Annotated in this window: 14 protein-coding genes, 3 tRNA genes and 1 pseudogene; 11 read left to right on the forward strand and 7 right to left on the reverse strand. The window is 72.1% G+C overall.

What is annotated here, in order from left to right; all coding sequences use genetic code 11:
• The first annotated feature begins 6 nt into the window (after positions 1 to 6).
• Positions 7 to 1,332 (forward strand): deoxyguanosinetriphosphate triphosphohydrolase, encoded by a 1,326-nt coding sequence (locus ACZ4E1_RS21180; RefSeq protein WP_467541300.1) that lies wholly within the window; start codon positions 7 to 9, stop codon positions 1,330 to 1,332.
• On the opposite strand, the gene ACZ4E1_RS21185 is transcribed toward ACZ4E1_RS21180, so the two are convergent.
• Positions 1,313 to 2,341 carry an ArsR/SmtB family transcription factor gene (locus ACZ4E1_RS21185; RefSeq protein WP_467541302.1) on the reverse strand — a complete coding sequence of 343 codons (1,029 nt, stop codon included), beginning with the start codon at positions 2,339 to 2,341 and terminating at the stop codon, positions 1,313 to 1,315. The genes ACZ4E1_RS21180 and ACZ4E1_RS21185 overlap by 20 nt on opposite strands.
• Positions 2,342 to 2,453: 112 nt before the next feature.
• On the opposite strand from ACZ4E1_RS21185, the gene ACZ4E1_RS21190 reads away from it, so the two are divergent.
• From ACZ4E1_RS21190 to ACZ4E1_RS21205, 4 genes are all read left to right on the forward strand, one after another.
• A complete protein-coding gene (locus tag ACZ4E1_RS21190) occupies positions 2,454 to 3,233 on the forward strand; it encodes a sulfite exporter TauE/SafE family protein (RefSeq protein ID WP_467541304.1) in 780 nt (259 codons plus the stop codon).
• A gap of 181 nt (positions 3,234 to 3,414) precedes the next feature.
• On the forward strand, positions 3,415 to 4,680 hold the full coding sequence (locus ACZ4E1_RS21195) for an NAD(P)/FAD-dependent oxidoreductase (RefSeq protein WP_467541306.1): 1,266 nt from the start codon (positions 3,415 to 3,417) through the stop codon (positions 4,678 to 4,680).
• A gap of 34 nt (positions 4,681 to 4,714) precedes the next feature.
• Positions 4,715 to 6,619, forward strand: coding sequence for a DNA primase (gene dnaG, locus ACZ4E1_RS21200; RefSeq protein ID WP_467541308.1), 1,905 nt, complete (start codon positions 4,715 to 4,717; stop codon positions 6,617 to 6,619).
• Positions 6,620 to 6,772: 153 nt separating this feature from the next.
• Positions 6,773 to 7,981 carry an RNA polymerase sigma factor gene (locus ACZ4E1_RS21205; protein ID WP_467541310.1) on the forward strand — a complete coding sequence of 403 codons (1,209 nt, stop codon included), beginning with the start codon at positions 6,773 to 6,775 and terminating at the stop codon, positions 7,979 to 7,981.
• A gap of 80 nt (positions 7,982 to 8,061) precedes the next feature.
• Here ACZ4E1_RS21205 and ACZ4E1_RS21210 read toward each other — a convergent pair whose 3' ends face one another.
• The 4 genes from ACZ4E1_RS21210 to ACZ4E1_RS21225 form a co-directional block, all read right to left on the reverse strand.
• Positions 8,062 to 9,990 (reverse strand): ABC transporter ATP-binding protein, encoded by a 1,929-nt coding sequence (locus ACZ4E1_RS21210; RefSeq protein ID WP_467541312.1) that lies wholly within the window; start codon positions 9,988 to 9,990, stop codon positions 8,062 to 8,064.
• Positions 9,990 to 11,729 carry an ABC transporter ATP-binding protein gene (locus ACZ4E1_RS21215; RefSeq protein ID WP_467541314.1) on the reverse strand — a complete coding sequence of 580 codons (1,740 nt, stop codon included), beginning with the start codon at positions 11,727 to 11,729 and terminating at the stop codon, positions 9,990 to 9,992. The genes ACZ4E1_RS21210 and ACZ4E1_RS21215 overlap by 1 nt, the downstream gene beginning before the upstream one ends.
• Before the next feature lie 176 nt (positions 11,730 to 11,905).
• Positions 11,906 to 13,336: an FGGY family carbohydrate kinase gene (locus ACZ4E1_RS21220; protein WP_467541316.1), complete on the reverse strand. Its 1,431-nt coding sequence runs from the start codon at positions 13,334 to 13,336 to the stop codon at positions 11,906 to 11,908.
• A gap of 45 nt (positions 13,337 to 13,381) precedes the next feature.
• Positions 13,382 to 13,684, reverse strand: a complete 303-nt coding sequence (locus ACZ4E1_RS21225; RefSeq protein ID WP_467541319.1) for a YtxH domain-containing protein — start codon at positions 13,682 to 13,684, stop codon at positions 13,382 to 13,384.
• A gap of 145 nt (positions 13,685 to 13,829) precedes the next feature.
• Between ACZ4E1_RS21225 and ACZ4E1_RS21230 the strand changes: the two genes are divergently transcribed.
• The 3 genes from ACZ4E1_RS21230 (at position 13,830) to ACZ4E1_RS21240 (ending at position 14,231) form a co-directional block, all read left to right on the forward strand.
• Positions 13,830 to 13,902, forward strand: a tRNA-Asn gene (locus ACZ4E1_RS21230).
• 5 nt (positions 13,903 to 13,907) lie between these two features.
• Positions 13,908 to 13,980: transfer RNA gene (locus tag ACZ4E1_RS21235), tRNA-Asn, on the forward strand.
• A 177-nt stretch (positions 13,981 to 14,157) separates the two neighbouring features.
• Positions 14,158 to 14,231, forward strand: a tRNA-Ile gene (locus ACZ4E1_RS21240).
• Between the two features lie 138 nt (positions 14,232 to 14,369).
• On the opposite strand, the gene ACZ4E1_RS21245 is transcribed toward ACZ4E1_RS21240, so the two are convergent.
• Complete coding sequence (locus ACZ4E1_RS21245; RefSeq protein WP_467541351.1) at positions 14,370 to 16,961, reverse strand: SpoIIE family protein phosphatase; 2,592 nt, start codon at positions 16,959 to 16,961, stop codon at positions 14,370 to 14,372.
• 336 nt (positions 16,962 to 17,297) lie between these two features.
• Here ACZ4E1_RS21245 and htpX point away from each other — a divergent pair, with 336 nt between their 5' ends.
• The 3 genes from htpX (at position 17,298) to ACZ4E1_RS21260 (ending at position 19,822) form a co-directional block, all read left to right on the forward strand.
• Positions 17,298 to 18,197, forward strand: a complete 900-nt coding sequence (htpX, locus tag ACZ4E1_RS21250; RefSeq protein WP_188339083.1) for a zinc metalloprotease HtpX — start codon at positions 17,298 to 17,300, stop codon at positions 18,195 to 18,197.
• A gap of 11 nt (positions 18,198 to 18,208) precedes the next feature.
• Positions 18,209 to 18,778: a PspA-associated protein PspAB gene (gene pspAB / locus ACZ4E1_RS21255; protein WP_467541321.1), complete on the forward strand. Its 570-nt coding sequence runs from the start codon at positions 18,209 to 18,211 to the stop codon at positions 18,776 to 18,778.
• A gap of 168 nt (positions 18,779 to 18,946) precedes the next feature.
• Positions 18,947 to 19,822 carry a calcium-binding protein gene (locus tag ACZ4E1_RS21260; RefSeq protein WP_467541323.1) on the forward strand — a complete coding sequence of 292 codons (876 nt, stop codon included), beginning with the start codon at positions 18,947 to 18,949 and terminating at the stop codon, positions 19,820 to 19,822.
• A 71-nt stretch (positions 19,823 to 19,893) separates the two neighbouring features.
• On the opposite strand, the pseudogene ACZ4E1_RS21265 reads toward ACZ4E1_RS21260, so the two are convergent.
• Positions 19,894 to 20,199: pseudogene (locus ACZ4E1_RS21265) on the reverse strand (UTP--glucose-1-phosphate uridylyltransferase); the annotation flags it as partial.

The following is a 20,199-nucleotide window of genomic DNA, read 5'->3' on the forward strand; positions in this document are numbered from 1 at the left end:
CGCCCCATGGAACGCAGCAACACGAACGGCCCGCACGACACAGGCATCGACACCGACACCGGTTACGACCCCGCCGCGGCCGAGCGCTGGGCCCCCGAGCCCGACAAGCGCCCCGGCCGCACCGCGTTCCAGCGCGACCGCGCCCGCGTCCTGCACTCCGCCGCGCTGCGCCGCCTCGCCGGCAAGACCCAGGTCGTCACGCCCGGCACCCGCAGCCGGCACTGGGACGCCAGCCCCCGCACCCGCCTCACCCACTCCCTGGAGTGCGCCCAGGTCGGCCGGGAGCTCGGCGCGGCGCTCGGCTGCGACCCCGACCTCGTCGAGACGGCCTGCCTCTCGCACGACCTCGGCCACCCGCCCTTCGGACACAACGGCGAGCAGGCGCTCAACGAGGTCGCCGGGGACTGCGGCGGCTTCGAGGGCAACGCCCAGTCGCTGCGCCTGCTCACCCGCATCGAGCCCAAGCGCTTCGTCCACGCCCCCGGCACCGGCGAACTCGTCAGCGTAGGACTCAATCTGACCCGCGCAGCCCTCGACGCCGCCACCAAGTACCCGTGGCCGCGCGGCGCCCACCCCACCGACCCCGACTCGCCCAAGTTCGGTGTGTACGAGGACGACCGGCCGGTCTTCGACTGGGTGCGGGAGGCCTCGCCCGGCCGGCGCACCTGCTTCGAGGCCCAGGTCATGGACTGGGCCGACGACGTCGCGTACTCGGTGCACGACCTGGAGGACGGCCTGCACGCGGGCCACCTCGACCCGAACGCACTGCATGCCGAGCCCGAGCGCGCCGACGTCTTCGCGGTAGCCGTCGGGCGCTACGTGCCGGCCGACACCGACCCCGCCGAGCTGGCCGCCGCCCTCGACCGGCTCCTCGACCAGGAGTGGTGGCCGCACGGCTACGACGGCACCGCCGTCGCGCAGGCCCGCCTCAAGGACGCCACCAGCCAGCTCATCGGCCGTTTCTGCCTGGCCGCCGAGGGCGCCACCCGCGCCCGCTACGGCTCGGGCCGCCTCACCCGCTACGGGGCCGAACTGGTCGTCCCCCGCGAGGCCCGCCTGGAGTGCGCCGTCCTCAAGGCCGTCGCCGACCGCTACGTGATGCAGCGCCCCCAGCAGGAGGTGCTCCGCGCCGACCAGCGCGTCGTCGTGGCCGAACTGGCCGAGGCCCTCACCGCCCGCGCCCCCGACGGCCTGGACCCCCAGTTCCGCGCCCTGTTCGACGAGGCCCCCGACGACCGGGCCCGCAAGCGCGTGGTGATCGACCAGATCGCCTCCCTGACCGACGCCACGGCCCGATCCCTGCACGCCTCCCTCACGGCCCCCCGCGCCTGAGCCCCGCCACGCTCCCTCCCGGCCGCCCTCCGTCCATGACCGTGTCCCCGAGGGGCGTCCTGCGGTGCAGCACCGTGTTCCCGCGCCGCTCCGACACGACCAGACCCGCCTCGCGCAGGACCGTCGCGTGCCGGCTCGCCGTCGAGGCCGTCAGCCGGAGCAGCTCCGCCAACTGGCCGGTCGTGCGCGGATGGTCCAGCGCGTCGAGGACCAAGGCCCGGGTCGGGCCGATCAGTTGGGCGACCGGTGGCGATACCGCGCCGTGCGCGCGGGTGCGGGCCAGCCAGCCCGGGGCCGGGCCCAGCGGGTGGACCAGGACCGGGTCGAGCGAGTCGTCGGCCAGCACGACCGGCGCCACCACGCAGAAGAACCCCGGCACGATCGTCAGCGGACGTCCGCCGAGCGGCAGCCGCCGCGCCACCGGATACGCGGCGACCAGCGCCCCCGCGTTCAGCGTCACCGTGGGCCCGTAACTCTCCAGGAGCCCGGCCGCGCCGCCGCGCAGCGCCGCGTCCGCCCGTACCGAGCGGTCGTCGGCGACCGCGCCCCGCATCGCCGGCAGATACGGGGCGACCGCGACCGCGTGGTAGGCCCGCAGCGCCCGCCCGAGCCGCTCCAGTGCCCCCACGTCCCCCTCGGCGAGCCGTCGCGCCCCCGGCGGCACCGGCCCGTGCGCGTACACCTCGGACAGCTCCGCCGACAGCCGGCGCCGCGGCGTGCTCAGCACCGCCTCGATCCCCTCCCCCAGACCGCCGTCGCCCTGGCCGGGCGTGAGGAAGTCCGGGAAGTACGCGGCCCACGGCGACAGGCGCATCAGCGCCGCCGTCACCTCCGTGAGCCCGCTCCGCGCCAGCGCCGCCCGCACCTCGCGCCGCCACGGGTCGAACACCACGGCCGCCTGACGGTTCTGCAGCAGATGCAGACTCAGCACGATCTCCCACAGCGGATCGGTGTCCGGCGCGACACGGACCCGCGCCAGATCCTCCCCGGTGACCTCGATGCGCAGCATCGCCCAGGATCCCCCCGCTCCCTTTGCGTTGTGGACGAATTACCCCACAACTCCCCGCTATTACCGCACGGTTGGGCCCGGGGAAGCACGCGGGACACGGGGATATCGGGGGATGGCCGTGGACGGGGTGGACTGGTGCGCGCTGCTCGCGGTGGCGCTCGCGGCGGGATGGCTGGACGCGGTGGTCGGAGGCGGGGGACTGGTGCAGGTACCGGCCCTGATGGTGCTGCTGCCCACCGCCCCCATGGCGACGCTGCTCGGCACGAACAAGCTGGTGGCGATCACCGGCACCTCGTCCGCGGCGTGGACGTACGCGAGACGCGTGGGCCTGGGCGGCAAGGGCACCGTCCGCGCGGCCCTGATCGGGATCCCGACCTCCTTGCTGGGCGCGATGACCGCCTCGTACCTGCCCGAGGGAGTCTTCCTGCCGGCGGTCCTGGTGACCCTGCTGGCCGTCGGCGCCTGGGGCCTGTTCGGCGCGGGCGCCGTGCGGCGACGGACCCCGGACGGGCCGGGGGAGCGGCCCGGCGGCCCCGGCCGCCGCGCCCTGAGCGCCGTCGCCGTCATCGGCTACTACAGCGGAGCCATCGGCTCCGGCACCGGCGTCCTCCTCGTCGCCCTGTTCACCGCCACGCTCGGCACCGGCTTCCTCAAGGGCTCGGCCACCGCCAAGGCGGTCTCCGTCGGCACCGACCTCGGCGCCCTCGTCCTGTTCGCCTCCCTCGGCCACGTGCTGTGGGCGACCGGCGCCGCGATGGCCCTCGCCAACATCACGGGCGGCGCCATCGGAGCCCGTACGGCCATCCGAGGGGGCGCCGGATTCGTGCGCGCCGCCCTGCTCTGCACGGTCGTCGCCCTCGTCACCAAGCTGGCTCTCGACCACTGGGCGTGACGGTCCGGCGGGCCGCGCCGAAACCGCCCCAAAGGAAAAATCGGAGAAAACCGCTGAAAAACGGAGAGAAAGGTGCTGTGATCGGGCCGCGCCCCCTTCCCGCATCACGCTCCGTGCGGGACGCTCGCATATGACGGCACGGCTTGACGGGCTTGACGGCTCGGCAACGAGGAGGAATCACGTGGTCGACGCGGACCAGACGTTCGTCATCGTCGGGGGAGGGCTCGCCGGCGCGAAGGCCGCCGAGACGCTCCGCTCGGAGGGCTTCACCGGCCGGGTCATCCTGATCGGCGACGAACGGGACCACCCGTACGAACGCCCACCCCTGTCCAAGGGCTACCTCCAGGGCAAGGAGGACCGCGACAGCGTCTTCGTCCACGAACCGGCCTGGTACGCGAGCAACGACATCGAGCTCCACCTGGGCCAGACGGTCACCGCCATCGACCGCACCGCCAAGACCGTGCAGCTCGGCGAGGGCACCGCCGTGCGCTACGACAAGCTGCTGCTCGCCACCGGCGCCGAGCCCCGACGCCTCGACATCCCCGGCACCCACCTCGCCGGCGTCCACCACCTGCGCCGGCTCTCCCACGCCGAGCGCCTCAAGCACGTCCTCGCCTCCCTCGGCCGGGACAACGGGCACCTGGTGATCGCCGGAGCGGGGTGGATCGGCCTGGAGGTGGCCGCCGCCGCCCGCCAGTACGGCGCCGAGGTCACGATCGTCGAGCCCGAGGCCACCCCGCTGCACGCGGTCCTCGGCCCCGAACTCGGCCAGATCTTCACCGAGCTGCACAGCGACCACGGCGTCCGCTTCCACTTCGGCGCCCGGCTCACCGAGATCACCGGCCAGGACGGCATGGTCCTCGCGGCCCTCACCGACGACGGCGAGGAGCACCCCGCGCACGACGTGCTCGCCGCCATCGGCGCCGCCCCGCGCACCGCCCTCGCCGAGGCCGCCGGCCTGGAGATGGCGCCCCGCGAGCACGGCGGCGGCATCGCCGTCGACATCGCGCTGCGCACCTCCGACCCCGACATCCACGCCGCGGGCGACGTCGCCGCCGTCCAGCACCCCCTGTTCGACACCCGCCTGCGCGTCGAGCACTGGGCCAACGCGCTCAACGGCGGCCCCGCCGCCGCCCGCGCCATGATGGGCAAGGACGTCGTCTACGACCGGGTGCCGTACTTCTTCTCCGACCAGTACGACCTCGGCCTGGAGTACTCGGGCTGGGCGCCCCCGGGCTCGTACGACCAGGTCGTGCTGCGCGGCGACGCGGGCAAGCGCGAGTTCATCGCCTTCTGGCTCAAGGACGGCCGCGTCCTCGCGGGGATGAACGTGAATGTGTGGGACGTCACGGAGCACATCCAGAAGCTGATCCGCACGGGCGTCCGCCCGGGCGCCGAGCGCCTGGGCGACCCGTCCGTGCCGCTGGGCACCCTGCTGGAGGAGTGAAGGGAGTTCTCGCCGGTGCCCGTAGAATTCACGCGTGGCAGGCAGGATCAATGACGAGGACGTGAAAGCGGTTCGGGACGCGGTCCCGATCGACGCCGTCGTGTCCGAGTACCTGCAACTGCGCAACGCGGGCGGCGGCAACCTGAAGGGCCTGTGCCCCTTCCACGACGAGAAGTCACCGTCCTTCCAGGTCAGTCCGAGCAAGGGGTTCTTCCACTGCTTCGGCTGCCAGGAAGGCGGCGACACCATCACGTTCGTGATGAAGATCGACCACCTCACCTTCTCCGAAGCGGTCGAGCGCCTCGCCGGTCAGGCGGGCATCACGCTGCGCTACGAGGAGGGCGGCTACAACCCCTCCCACCAGCGCGGGGAGCGCATCCGCCTGGTCGAGGCGCACAAGATCGCCGCACAGTTCTACGTGGACCAGCTGGAGTCCCCGGAAGCCGAGATCGGCCGGAAGTTCCTCGCCGAGCGCGGCTTCGACCAGGCCGCGGCCGCCCACTTCGGCGTCGGCTACAGCCCGGCCGGCTGGGACCACCTCACCCGCTTCCTGCGCGGCAAGGGCTTCACCGACAAGGAGCTCACCCTCTCCGGCCTCTCCCAGGAAGGCCGCCGCGGCCCCATCGACCGCTTCCGCGGGCGCCTCATGTGGCCCATCCGCGACATCGGCGGCGAGGTCGTCGGCTTCGGCGCCCGCCGCCTGCGCGAGGACGACAACGGGCCGAAGTACCTGAACACGCCCGAGACCCCCATCTACAAGAAGTCCCAGGTCCTCTACGGCATCGACCTCGCCAAGAAGGAGATCGCCAAGTCCTCCCGCGCGGTCGTCGTCGAGGGCTACACGGACGTCATGGCCTGCCACCTCGCCGGGGTGCCCATCGCCATCGCCACCTGCGGCACCGCCTTCGGCAGCGACCACATCAAGATCCTCCGCCGCCTCCTCATGGACAACGGGTCGGCGCGGGTCATCTTCACCTTCGACGGCGACGCCGCCGGCCAGAAGGCCGCCCTGCGCGCCTTCGAGGACGACCAGAAGTTCGCCGCCGAGACCTACATCGCCATCGCGCCGGACAACATGGACCCGTGCGACCTGCGCCTCGCCAAGGGCGACGAAGCGGTCGCCGACCTGGTCGAACCCCGCACCCCGCTCTTCGAGTTCGCGCTGCGCCAGATCGTGAGCCGCTACGACCTGGAGACCCCCGCCGGGCGCGCCGCCGCGCTCGACGAGGCCGCGCCCGTCGTCGCCCGGATCAAGAACAGCGCATCCCAGCACGAGGTCGCCGTCCAGCTCGCCGGCATGCTCGGCATCCTCGACACCCAGTTCGTCGTCAAGCGCGTCGCCCAGATCGCCCGCTGGGCCCGCGACCGCGGCGGCAAGGGCCCCGCCCCGGCCCGCGGGGGCAACGCGTCCCTGCCCGCGGCCACGCCCGCCGCCGCCGGCTTCGGCGGCCCCGCCCTCACCCTGCGCAACCCCGTCTACGCCACCGAGCGCGAGCTCCTCAAGCTCGCCCTCCAGCACCCGCACCTCGTCTCCCCGGCCTTCGACGCGTACGGCATCGACGAGTTCACCGCCGCCCCCTACGCGGCCGTGCGGCAGGCCGTCCTGGAGGCGGGCGGCGCCGAGCAGGGCGTCCAGGACCCGCAGGCCTATCTCGTCGCCGTCCGCGAGGCCGCGCCCGACGACGCCGTGCGCGCCATGGTCACCGAGCTCGCCGTCGAGGCCATCCACCGCAAGACCGTCGACGAGGCCTACGCGGGCGAGCAGCTCGTCTGGGTCCGCCGCCGCGCCGTCGACCGCCGCATCCGCGACGTCCAGGGCACCCTCACCCGCCTCGGCAACGGCGGCGACCCGGCACAACTGGCCGCGGTGCAGAACGAGTTGTGGGTGCTCCAGCAGTACGGCCAGGCCCTGCGCGAGCGCGGCGCCGAGGCCCTGTAGCCCGGCCGCGCACCGACGCGCCGTTTGGTCCCGCCCCCCGCGGGGAAGGCCGGCCGAACCTACAGCTCGGTAACCGTCCGGTCACGCACCGGACTCAAAAAGTCGTCGCACACCCCTCGTGGCGGGAGTGTGTCGTACCCCACACTGAGTCCGGTGCCTGAGTCCCCGGAGCGCGGCCGGAGCACGGACGCCCCCTCGGCCGCACGCCTCAGCAGCGATCACCTGGAGGTCGCCCCCGTGCAGACCCAGACCCTCACCCCGAGCGACAGCACAGCGCAGGCCGATCCGCCCGCCGCTCCGGCGGACGACGTGCTCCCCGCGGTGCCCTCGCAGAGCCGCTCCGCGCACCACCCCGAGGCGGCCGGCACCGGGGCCCCGCAGGACGAGCCGGACGAGACCGTGCCCGCCGATCCGCCCGAGCCCCGGCGCGCCGCCCGCGCCGACACCGGCGGACCCTCGTCCGACCTGTTCCGCCAGTACCTGCGCGAGATCGGCCGCATCCCGCTGCTCAGCGCCGCCGAGGAGGTCGAGCTCGCCCGCCGCGTCGAGGCCGGCCTGTTCGCCGAGGAACGCCTCACGTCGGGTGCCGCCCTCGACTCCGGGCTCGCCCTGGACCTCGACCGGCTGGTCGTCATGGGCCGCATGGCCAAGCGCCGCCTCATCGAGTCCAACCTGCGCCTGGTCGTCTCCGTCGCCAAGCGCTACGTGGGCCGCGGCCTGACCATGCTCGACCTCGTCCAGGAGGGCAACCTGGGCCTCATCCGCGCCGTCGAGAAGTTCGACTACGCCCGGGGCTACAAGTTCTCGACGTACGCCACCTGGTGGATCCGCCAGGCCATGAGCCGCGCCCTCGCCGACCAGGCCCGCACCATCCGCGTCCCCGTCCACGTCGTCGAGCTCATCAACCGCGTGGTCCGCGTCCAGCGCCGGATGCTCCAGGAACGCGGCTACGAGCCGACGCCCGAAGAGGTCGCCGCCCACCTCGAACTGCCGCAGGAGCGGGTCAGCGAGGTGCTGCGCCTGGCCCAGGAACCCGTCTCCCTGCACGCCCCCGTGGGCGAGGAGGACGACGTGGCGCTCGGCGACCTCATCGAGGACGGCGACGCGGCGAGCCCCGTCGAGTCCGCCGCGTTCCTCCTGCTCCGCGAGCACCTGGAGGCGGTCCTCTCCACCCTCGGCGAACGCGAACGCAAGGTGGTCCAGCTCCGCTACGGCCTGGACGACGGCCGCCCCCGCACGCTGGAGGAGATAGGCCGCATCTTCGGCGTCACCCGCGAACGCATCCGCCAGATCGAATCCAAGACCCTCAACAAACTGAGGGACCACGCCTTCGCGGACCAGCTGCGGGGCTACCTGGACTGAGCCCCGTCAGGGGCGCGGGGAACTGCGCGACCAGCCACGACGAACCGGTGGCCGAACAACTCCCCACGCCCCCGCGGCGCTTAGTCGACCTCGGCGACCGCCTGCGCGAACTGGGCCTCGTACAACCGCTGATACGCCCCGCCGGAGGCAACCAGCGCGTCGTGCGAGCCCTGCTCCACGATCGCCCCGTCCTCCATGACCAGAATCGTGTCGGCGTCGCGGATCGTCGAGAGACGGTGCGCGATGACGAACGAGGTCCGCCCGGAGGCGAGCCGCGCCATGGCCTTCTGGATGAGCACCTCGGTGCGGGTGTCGACGGAGGAGGTCGCCTCGTCGAGCACGAGGATCACGGGGTCGGAGAGGAACGCCCGCGCGATCGTGATGAGCTGCTTCTCACCCGCGCTGACCCCCGTCCCCTCGTCGTCGATCACCGTGTCGTACCCGTCGGGCAGCGTCCGGATGAACCGGTCCGCGTGCGCCGCCCGGGCCGCCCGCTCGACGTCCTCCCGGGTGACCTCCTTCGCCGCGCCGTACGCGATGTTGTCCGCGATGGTTCCGCCGAACAGCCACGTGTCCTGGAGCACCATGCCGATCCCGGCCCGCAGCTCGTCCCGCGACATCGCCGCGATGTCGACCCCGTCGAGCGTGATCCGCCCGCCGGTGACGTCGTAGAACCGCAGCAGCAGATTGACCAGCGTCGTCTTGCCCGCACCCGTCGGCCCCACGATGGCGACCGTGTGCCCGGGCTCCGCCGTCAGCGACAGGTCCTCGATGAGCGGCCGGTCCGGGTCGTAGCGGAAGGCGACGTGCTCGAACTCGACGTGCCCGCGCAGCCGTTCCGGCTTCTCGGGGGCCTCCGGGTCCGCCGACTGCTCCTCGGCGTCGAGCAGTTCGAAGATCCGCTCGGCGGAGGCGACGCCCGACTGCACCAGGTTCGCCATCGACGCGACCTGCGTCAGCGGCATCGAGAACTGGCGCGAGTACTGGATGAACGCCTGCACGTCACCGATGGACAGCGACCCGGACGCCACCCGCAGACCGCCGACGACGGCCACGAGCACATAGTTCAGGTTCGACACGAAGAACATCAGCGGCTGCATGATCCCGCTGTTGAACTGCGCCTTGAACGAGGCCTCGTACAGCGCCTCGTTCTGCTCGGCGAACTGCTCCGCCGACTCCTTCTGCCGGCCGAACACCTTCACCAGCGTGTGGCCCGTGTACATCTCCTCGATGTGCGCGTTCAGCACACCCGTGGTCTTCCACTGCTGCACGAACTGCGGCTGCGACCGCTTGCCGACCTTCGCCGCGACGACCACCGAGAGCGGCACCGTCACCAGCGCGACCAGCGCGAGCAGCCACGAGATCCAGAACATCATCACCAGCACGCCGACGATGGTCAGCAGCGAGTTGAGCATCTGCCCCATCGTCTGCTGGAGCGTCTGCCCGATGTTGTCGATGTCGTTGGTCGCCCGGCTCAGCACCTCGCCGCGCTTCTGCTTGTCGTAGTACGACAGCGGCAGCCGCTGCAGCTTGGCCTGCATGTCGCCGCGCAGCTTGGCCACCGCCAGGTTGATCGCGCGGTTGGCGAGCCGGGTGCCGATCATCATCGAGAAGCCGGCCACCGCGAACACGGCGAGCGCGAGCAGCAGCACCTCCCCGATCGCGTCGAAGTCGACGCCCTGGCCGGGGGTGAAGTCGACGCCGCCGAGCATGTCGGCCATGCCGCCGTCGCCCTTGGCCCGCAGGCCCTCGATGACCTGCTCCTTGGTCGCGCCGGGCTTCATCTGCCCGCCGACGATCCCGCCGAACAGCAGGTCGGTGGCGTGCCCGAGGATCTTCGGGCCGACCACCGAGAGCCCCACGCTGATCACCACGGCGACCAGCACGCCGGCCACCGCCGTCCGGTGCGCGGCGAGCCGCTTGAGGAGCCGCTTCCCGGACCCCTTGAAGTCCATCGAGCGCGAACCGGGCCCACCGGCCGCCATCCGCGCCGCCATCGGCCCACTCATCAGGCCGCCTCCGCTTCCGTCAGCTGGGAGAGCACGATCTCCCGGTACGTCTCGTTGTCGGCCATCAGCTCGTGGTGGCGCCCGGTGCCGACGACGCGGCCCTCGTCGAGGACGACGATGCGGTCGGCGTCACGGATCGTGGAGACCCGCTGCGCGACGATCACCACGGTCGACTCGGCCGTCTCGTCGCCCAGCGCGCGGCGCAGCGCCGCGTCCGTCGCATAGTCGAGCGCGGAGAACGAGTCGTCGAACAGGTAGATCTCCGGCCGCTGCACGAGCGTGCGCGCGATCGCGAGCCGCTGCCGCTGGCCACCGGACACGTTCGTGCCGCCCTGGGTGATCGGCGCGTCGAGCCCGCCCTCCAGCGCCGCCACGAACTCCCGGGCCTGCGCCACGCCGAGCGCGTGCCACAGCTCCTCGTCGGTCGCGTCCGGCCGCCCGTAGCGGAGGTTGGACGCCACCGTCCCGGAGAACAGGTACGGCTTCTGCGGTACGAGGCCCACGGTGCGGGCCATCAGCTCGGGGTCGATCCCGCGCACGTCCTCGCCGTCCACGAGCACGGCACCGGAGGTGGTGTCGTACAGGCGGGGCACGAGGCCGAGCAGCGTCGACTTGCCGCTGCCGGTCGAGCCGATGATCGCGGTGGTCTCGCCGGGCCGGGCGACCAGGTCGACGGCGCGCAGCACGGGCTCCTCGGCGCCCGGGTAGCCGAAGTCGGCGCCCCGGATCTCCAGGTGACCGCGCTGCAGCAGCTCCCGCACCGAGGTCTCGGGCGCCGGCGGCACCACGCTGGACTCGGTCGAGAGGACCTCCTGGATGCGCTCGGCGCACACCTCGGCGCGCGGCACCTGCATGAACATGAAGGTGGCCATCATGACGCTCATCACGATCTGCATGAGGTACGCGAGGAACGCGGTCAGGTCACCGATCTGCATGCCGCCGCTGTTGATCCGGTGGGCACCGAACCAGACGACGGCGATCGAGGCGACGTTCACGATCGTCATGACGAACGGGAACATCAGCGCCATGATCCGGCCGGTGGCCAGCGAGGTCTGCGTCAGATCCCAGTTGGCCTCGCCGAACCGGCCCTTCTCGAAGTCGTCGCGCACGAAGGCGCGGATGACCCGGTTGCCGGTGATCTGCTCGCGCAGCACCCGGTTCACCGTGTCCAGCTTGACCTGCATGGACCGGAACAGCGGCCGCATCTTGCGGATGATCAGCGTGAGGACGGTCGCCATCACGGGCAGCACGGCGAGCAGCACACCGGACAGCGGCACGTCGAGGCCGAGCGCCATGACGACGCCGCCGACGCACATGATCGGCGCCGACACCATCAGCGTGAACGCGAGCAGCGCCAGCATCTGGACCTGCTGCACGTCGTTCGTCGTCCGGGTGATCAGCGAGGGCGCGCCGAACTGGCCGACCTCGCGGGCGGAGAAGGACTGCACCCGGTCGAAGACGGCGGCCCGCACGTCACGGCCGAGCGCCGCGGCGGTCCGGGCGCCGTAGAACACGGCCCCCGTGTTGCACACGACCTGGACGACGGTGACGCCGAGCATCAGGGCGCCGAAGGTCAGGATGTAGCCGGTGTCGCCCTCGACGACACCGTTGTCGATGATGTCCGCGTTGAGGGTGGGCAGGTACAGCGAGGCACAGGTCTGCAGGAACTGCAGCAGCACCAGCAGCCCGATGGGTTTCTTGTACGGGCGGAGGTGGGCCCGCAGAAGTCTTATGAGCACGCTCGGTCTCTCGGTGGTCGGCGATCAGGAGTGTGAGCGGTTGGGGAGTGGGGAGGCGCGCCGCCGCCGCAACGGTGACGCATGGACCCCTATCGTCGAACACTCCCCCCGCGTTACCTCAACCGATTAACCCAAGAGCGCTCAAAACTCCGGCCCCCGGCGGCGGAACGGGTGGTTCAGGCGAACGCGCCCGGGTGGATCTGCTCGCGCACCGCCCGGTACTGCTGCCGCACCGCCTGCCCCACGGCCAGCTCCTCGCCCGGCTCGAAGACCTGCGCCGCCGCGCCCTGCCACAGCGGCAGCTGCCCGGTCATCGCCCACGCGGCCTGCCGCGCCGCGCCGAGCGCCGCGTAGTCCGCGGGCTGCGGCACCACGACCTGCGTGCCGAACAGCATCGGGGCGACGGCCTGCACGGCGTGCAGCTCGGCGGCGGCGCCGAGCAGGAACACCCGGCGGATGTCGACCCCGCGCCCGCGCAGCACGTCCATCGCGTCGGCGAGCCCGCACAGCATGCCCTCGAACGCGGCCCGCGCCAGGTGCTCCGGCTTCATCGACTCGCGCCGCAGCCCGCTCAGGGTCCCCGCCGTGTGCGGCAGGTTCGGCGTCTTCTCGCCCTCCAGATAGGGCAGGAGGACGAGCCCGTGGGCGCCCGGCGTGGACTTCACGGCCAGCTCGGACAGCTCCTCCGGGCCGCCGTCGAGCCCGAGCATCTCGGCGGTGCCGCGCAGCGCCCGTACCGCGTTGAGCGTGTGGACGACCGGAAGGTGCATGCCGGTCGCGTCGGCGAGCGAGGTGATGGAGCCGCTCGGGTCGACGAGCGCCTCGTGGTGCACGGCCATCACGGACCCGGACGCGCCGAGCGACACGACGGCGTCACCGGTCTGCACACCGAGGCCGAACGCGGCGGCCATGGTCTCCCCGGTGCCGGCCGAGATGACCAGGCCCTCCGGGGTGGTGCCCGCGGCGTCGCCGGGACCGAGCACCTCGGGCAGCATCGCCTGCTGCCCGAGGGCGAGTTCCACGAGGTCGGGCCGCCAGGAACCGGTGGCCGCCGACCAGTAGCCGGTGCCGGACGCGCCGCCGCGGTCGGTCGTCCGGCGCGCCGGACGACCGAGCAGCTGCCAGACGAGCCAGTCGTGGGCCTGCATGAGCGCGGCCACGCGCTGCGCGTTCTCCGGCTCGGTGCGGGCCAGCCAGCGCAGCTTCGTCACGGGCTGCGCCGACTGGGGGACGCTGCCGACGGCCTGCGCCCACGCCTCGCGCGAGCCGAGCCGGTCGACGAGGTCGGCGGCCGCGACCTGGGCCCGCTTGTCGTTGCCGACCAGGGCCGGGCGCACCGTGTTGCCCTGGTGGTCCAGCGGGACCAGAGCGCCCGCCTGCGCGGACACGCCGATCGCCTGCACGCCTTCGAGAAGCCCCCCGCCGGCCGCCTCGCCGAGCGAGAGCAGCCAGGCCTGGGGGTCCACGTCGGTGGGGCGTCCGCCGCCCTCCACCGGTTCCAGCGGGTGCGGGGCGTACCCCTGCCGCAGCACGGCCCCGGTGTCGGAGTCACAGACCACAATGCGCGTGAAATCGGGCGAACTGTCCAGCCCGGCGACTATCCCCATGACGGAAATTCTGCCGTACCGCGCGGCCGTCCGGGACCGCGGCCGTCAGGTGTTGCTGGTGCCCCAGTCGTCGTCCTCGGCGCCCGCGCCGCGCTCCCGCAGCGAACGCACCCGGCCGGCGACGGAGTCGGGCACCTTGCCGCCGACCTTCTCGGTGACGGAGTGCAGGGCCTTGCCCGCGTACTGGCGGGTCTGCTGGGCGCCGGCCTCCGCCGTGTTCCGCACGGCCGGGTTCTCGGCGACCGCGCGGGCCGCCTTCTTCAACTTCTCGTACTGGTCGCGTCCGGCCCGCGTCCCCAGTACGTAACCCAGGGCCAGACCGGCGAAGAATGTGAGCCGGTAGCGCATGACGGGCCACCCTTTCCGTAGCTCGGTGATCACCGGGGGGAACCGATTGGCGGAGCACCCCCCTGCTTGCGCTAATGTATGTGTCGCAGCGAGCGCACGCCGCCTGGCACTAGCCCAGGGGGACGCGTTCGAGGCGACGAGACATTCCCCTGTAGCTCAATTGGCAGAGCAGCCGGCTGTTAACCGGCAGGTTACTGGTTCGAGTCCAGTCGGGGGAGCTCGATCTCCTGTAGCTCAATTGGCAGAGCAGCCGGCTGTTAACCGGCAGGTTACTGGTTCGAGTCCAGTCGGGAGAGCTGTCGGACAAGCCCTTCGAAGTTCACTTCGGAGGGCTTTTTCGTGCCTGGTGGAACCGCGTGCGCCGCACCGGAGTCCTCAAGGTCGTGCAGAGCCGAACCATCCGAGGCAGGAGATCGTATGAGCGGCTATGCTGCGGCAGACGGCGCGTACACATGTACGCGCCACGCCGTGTAGGGGCGGTAGCTCAGCCGGTTAGAGCAGCGGACTCATAATCCGTCGGCCGTGGGTTCGAGTCCCACCCGCCCCACCTAAGAAAAACGTTCTGAGCTGCGTGAAAGCGGCTCGGGGTGTGGTCCGGCCCAGGGGGGTGACGCCGTGATGATGCTTCCACGGCGACCCCACGGCTCTCCCGTGTGACGCGCCCCACATCACACCGAAGGCGCTCTCATTCGCCCCATTGGTCGAGCAGCGCGTCGACCGGATCGGTGTCGGGTTCGCCCGCCCCCAGGGCCTGTTCGGTCCAGATGATCTTTCCGCGGGACGTGTAGCGGGTGCCCCAGCGCCGGGCGAACTGGGCGACCAGGAACAGGCCGCGCCCGCCCTCGTCGGTGGTCTTGGCCCGCCGCAGGTGCGGCGAGGTGCTGGAGCCGTCCGCGACCTCGCAGATCAGATGGTTCCGGTCGTGCAGGAGGCGCAGCCGGATGGGCCGGCTGCCGTACCGGATGGCGTTGGTGACCAGTTCGCTGATGATCAGCTCGGTGGTGAAGCCGATCTCGTCCAGGCCCCAGGCCTCCAGCTGACGGGCCGCCTCGCCCCGCACGCCGGCGACCGCCGCCGGGTCCGAGGGCACGTCCCACTCGGCGACCCGCATCGGGTCGAGGAGCCGGGTGCGGGCGACGAGCAGCGCCACGTCGTCCCGCGGGCGCTCGGACAGCAACGCGTCGACCACGGCCCGGCAGGTCTCCTCGGGGCCGCGGTCCGGGTGCCCCTCCAAGGTCGTGCGCAGCAGCTCCAGACCGGTGTCGAGATCGCGGCCGCGGTCCTCGACGAGCCCGTCCGTGTACAGCACGAGCCGGGAGTCGGCGGGCAGATGCAGCTCGGCGGTCTCGAACGGCGTGGTGGCGCCCAGGCCCAGCGGCGGCGAGACCGGCAGCTTCGGGAACGTGACGGCGCCGTCCGGGTCCACCACGGCCGGGCCCAGATGCCCGGCCGTCGCGACGGCGGCCCGCCCGGTGCTCGGGTCGTAGATGGCGTACAGGCAGGTGGCACCGGTGACCGCCGGTCCTTCCTGGTCGGCGACGGCCCGGTCGCTGTCGATGTGGGCGACCAGCTCGTCCAGATGACCGAGCAGCTCGTCGGGGGCCAGGTCCAGGGCGGAGAAGTTGTGCACCGCCGTGCGCAGCCGGCCCATGGTCGCCGCGGCGTGCAGGCCGTGCCCGACCACGTCGCCGACGACCAGGGCCACCCGCGCGCCGGGCAGCGGGAGGATGTCGAACCAGTCGCCGCCCACCCCGGCCCGGGCCGGCAGATAGCGGTGCGCCACCTCCAGGGCCGACTGCTCGGGCAGGGCGCGGGGCAGCAGGCTGCGCTGGAGGGTGACGGCCATGCCGTGCTCGCGGGTGAAACGGCGGGCGTTGTCGATCGCCAGCGCCGCCCGCGCGGCCAGCTCCTCGGCGGCCGACAGGTCGTCGTGCTCGAACGGCTCGTGCGCCGAGCGCCAGAAGTCGGCCATCCCGAGGACCACTCCGCGGGCCCGCAGCGGCACCGAGATCAGGGACCGGATGCCGTAGTCGAGGACCTGCCGCGCCCGCTCCGGATCCTGGGAGCGCCAGCGCTCGGAGGCCGCCAGATCCGCCTCCAGGACCGCGCCGTCGTCCGCGATGGGATGGTCGGGGGACACGAAGTGGATCAGCTCGCCGACGGGGTAGAGCGGCGGGTCCTCGCTGATGCCGCGGAAGGCGGCGCGGCGCATCTTCATGGGGGTGCCGGCCGGCTCCTCGCCCCGCAGGACGGGGTCGAGCAGCTCCACGGTGACGTAGTCCGCGAACCGGGGGACCGCCACCTCCGCCAGCTCCTCGGCGGTACGGGTCACGTCCAGCGTCGTACCGATGCGCACCCCGGCGTCGTAGAGCAGCCGCAACCGCTCCCGTGCCACCTCGGCCCGGCCCGCCAGCGCCCGCAGCTCGGTGGTGTCACGCAGCGTCGCGACGGTACCGGGGCCGCCGCCGTGCGGCTCGGTGGGTCGGATGTTGACCGCGAGCAACCGGTCCCCGGCCGGGTGGACCTCGTCGGTGGCCGTGCGCCCCGAGCCCAGCAGCCCGGCCGTCTCCGGCTCCAGGCCCAGTTCGTCGATCCGGTGCCCCTCCGCGTCCGCCGGCAGGTCGAGCAGGCGCCGCGCCTCGTCGTTGGCCAGCACCAGCAGTCCGTCGCCGCCGACGATCAGCACGCCCTCCCGCACCGCGTGCAGCACCGCGGCGTGATGCTCGTACATCCGGGTCATCTCCGCCGGGCCCAGGCCGTGGGTCTGGCGGCGCAGCCTGCGGCCCACCAGGCCCGCCCCGACCGTGGCGATGACCAGCGCGGCGGCGGCGGAGCCGAAGAGGACCGGCAGATGCCGGCCCAGGGCGTTGTTCAGCGTCTCGATCTTGACCCCGCCGGACACGATGCCGACGACGGTCCCGTCGGGCCGGGTGATGGGGACGGCGGAGACCACGGAGGGGCCCTGGCTCCCGTTGAAGGTCTCCGTGACGGTCCGGCCGGCCCGCACGTCCGCTATGACGCTCTTCGGGCCGATGATGTGTTTGCCGATCAGGCTGGGGTCGGGGTGGGTGAGACGGGTACCCGAGTCGTCGGAGACGACGATGGCGTCGACCCCGGCTCCCTTGCGGGCCGCCTCCGTGAGCGGCTGCAGCACCGCCGTCGGATGGGGGCTGTCGAGCGCCTGGAGGATGCCCGGGGCGTGCGCGAAGGACTCGGCGGCGGCCAGCGACCGGTGGCGGGCGTCCTGCGCGGTGTCGTGCCGCACCTGCACCACCATCGCCACCACCGCGGCGGCCACCAGCAGCAGCACGGTCGCGACCTGCAACAGGAACACCTGGCCGGCGACGGTGCGGGCGCTCAGCAGGGAGCCCAGGCGTCGCCCCGGCGACCGGTGCGGCGCCTTCCGCCGGTCTCCGGCCCGAGTCACGGCCCGGTTCCCGGATGCGGAACCTCACGCCGATGCATATCCATATGTTCCTCCATGTTCCCCGGCCCCGCCTCGGCGCCCGCCCGGCAGCGGCAGGACAGAGGGACAATTGTTCCAAGGGGAGAGCGACCACTCCGCGGGGGGATGCTCCGCAGAGGATCGCCCCCGAGTTCTCGGGAGGCCTCGATGGCACAGACCCGGTTCGCGCCCGACCGCGGGCTCACCTCACGCATGGTCGCGACGATGTTCTTCATCGGCCTGCTGTACGTGGTCGTGGTCGGCGTGCTCGTCGTGCTCCTCAAGGGGGCGTGGGCGTTCGTGCTGCTCTTCTCGGGCGCGCTGTTCATCGGTCAGTTCTGGTTCAGCGACCGCATCGCCGCCTTCAGCATGGGCGCGCGCGAGGTCACCCCGGAGCAGGCCCCCGAACTGCACGCCGCGGTCGACCGGCTCTGCGCGCTCGCCGACATGCCCAAGCCGCGCGTCGCCGTCGCCGACTCGGACGTCCCCAACGCGTTCGCGACCGGCCGCAACCGCAAGAACGCGATGGTGTGCGCCACCACCGGCCTGCTGCGCCGCCTCGAACCCGAGGAGCTGGAGGGCGTTCTCGCGCACGAGATGTCGCACGTCGCGCACCGCGACGTGGCCGTGATGACGATCGCCTCCTTCCTCGGCGTGCTGGCCGGCCTCATCACCCGCTCGGCGATCTGGAGCGGCTTCGGCCGCAGCAACCGCGACAGCAACACGGCGGTCGCCGTCCTGATCGTCACCGCGGTCAGCGCCGTCGTCTACGCCATCAGCTTCCTGCTCACCCGGCTGCTGTCCCGCTACCGCGAGCTGTCCGCCGACCGGGCCGCCGCGCTGCTCACCGGCCGCCCCTCCGCCCTCGCCTCCGCGCTGACCAAGGTCACCGGGCAGATCGCCCGTATCCCGACCCGGGACCTGCGCAAGGCCGAGCCGTTCAACGCGTTCTTCTTCGCGCCCGCCTTCAGCAAGGAGAGCGCCGCCCGGCTCCTCGCCTCGCACCCCACGCTCGAACAGCGCCTCGACCAGCTGAGCCGGATCTCGGCCCAGCTCGGCCGCCCGTGACAGGACGCCGCATGGGATTCCTCGACGCCCTCCTCGGCCGGAGCAAACCCGTCCGGCCCGACCTCGACCAGCTCTTCGCGCTGCCCTCGGCCGCCGTCACCCTCCAGGCCGCGGCCGGGCTCCTGCCCACCGGGGAGGGCTCGGTCTGCTTCGCGAGCGTGGAGGGCGGCGCCTTCGACCGGATCCAGGACGAGCTCGCCGAACTGCTCGACGGGCCCGTCGAGTTGACAGAGGACGGTCTCGGCTACACCTGGCTCCACGTGCGCCACGCCCCGGACGACGTGGCCGGACTGGTCAACGACCTCCACGCGGTCAACACCTCCCTCGAGGAAGGGGGGTTCGGGCCGCACCTGCTGTGCTCCCTGATCGCCTTCCGGGACCCGCGCGAGGCACGCTCCGTGGCGCTCGTCTACCTCTACAAGCGCGGCACCTTCTACCCCTTCGCGCCGCGGCCCCACCAGGAGCGGAAGCGGGACAACACACTGGAGTTGGAGGTGCGGGCCGCGCTCGGCGACGACCTGCGCGTGGAGCCCGATCTGGGCCGCTGGTTCCCGGTCTGGGACGCCCCGGGACTGGCGTGAAAGCTCGCACGAACAAAAGTCCTGACGCGCACAACCGTTTGGGTCTTCCGCGGGTCTACACCGCGAGTCAACCGAAGGCTCACTCGAATCACACGGCTTCTTCACGCTCGCGGGGTACACGGGCCCGCGGGACCACAAGAGCCGTACTTCTCAACTGGAGAAGCATCCATGCGCATTCGTGCCAGTCTGGTCGCCGCGATGTCCGGCGCCGCGGCTCTGACCGCCTTCGTCGCCCCGGCCGTACAGGCGGACGACGCTCCCTCCGCCCCGTCCGCCGCGGACGCCGTGGCGCCGCTGGTGGTCGGTGAGCAGAAGAGCACCTCGTCGACGGCCGCCGTCGACGACATCGAGATCACCAAGGTGACCGTCAACTCCAACAAGGACGTCGTCGTCGGCGGTGTCCTCGCCAAGACGTTCAGCGTCTACGTGACGGCCACCAACCCCGAGGGCATCGAAGGCGTCCAGGCCTTCCTGTGGCACGGCACCGACCTCTCGACCGAGGACGGCATCGACGGCGCCATCATCCCGACCTCCGACGACATCTCGCGCGACTGCGAGTACTGGAGCGCGACGAAGGCCACCTGCAAGATCGTCCTCACGGCCGACCCGCGGACGAACATCTACAAGAGCTCGCTCGCCGGCAAGTGGAACGTGTACGCCGCCGCCGTCGGCAAGGACGGCGACGTCGCCGAGAACGACGTCTACAAGAACCACTGGGTCAAGCGCGCCGCTCACTTCGCGTCGTTCAACGCCTCGCCCGAGCCGGTCGCCAAGGGCAAGCCGATCACGCTCGCCGGCGGCCTGAGCCGGATCAGCTGGACCTACCTCAAGTACTACGGCTACGCCGCCCAGCCGGTCCAGGTGCAGTTCAAGAAGGCCGGCAGCAGCACCTACACCACGGTCAAGACCGTGAACAGCTCCTCCACCGGCCAGGTGAAGACCACCATCACGGCTTCCACCGACGGCACGTGGCGCCTGTACTACCCGGGCAACAGCACGACGTCCGTGGCGACGTCCTCCGCCGACTACGTCGACGTGCGCTGATCGCTCCGAGCTGACACGAACGGCCCGGAACCTCCAGGAGGTTCCGGGCCGTTCGTCCGTGCCGGGGCAGGTCAGCCCTGCAGCTCCTCGGCCACGTACGCGGTCAGCCAGGTCCGGAAGTCGGGGCCCAGGTCCTCGCGTTCGCAGGCGAGGCGCACGATCGCCTTGAGGTAGTCGCCGCGGTCGCCGGTGTCGTAGCGGCGGCCCTTGAAGACGACGCCGTGGACGGGGCCGCCGACCTTCCCCGCGGCAGTAGTCGCTGATTGATACGTCGCCGCGAGCTGCTGGAGGGCGTCGGTGAGCTGGATCTCGCCGCCGCGGCCGGGTTCGGTCTTGCGCAGTATGTCGAAGACGTGGGGGTCCAGGACGTAGCGGCC

It is taken from the genome of Streptomyces sp. NPDC025806 (genome assembly GCF_055558275.1).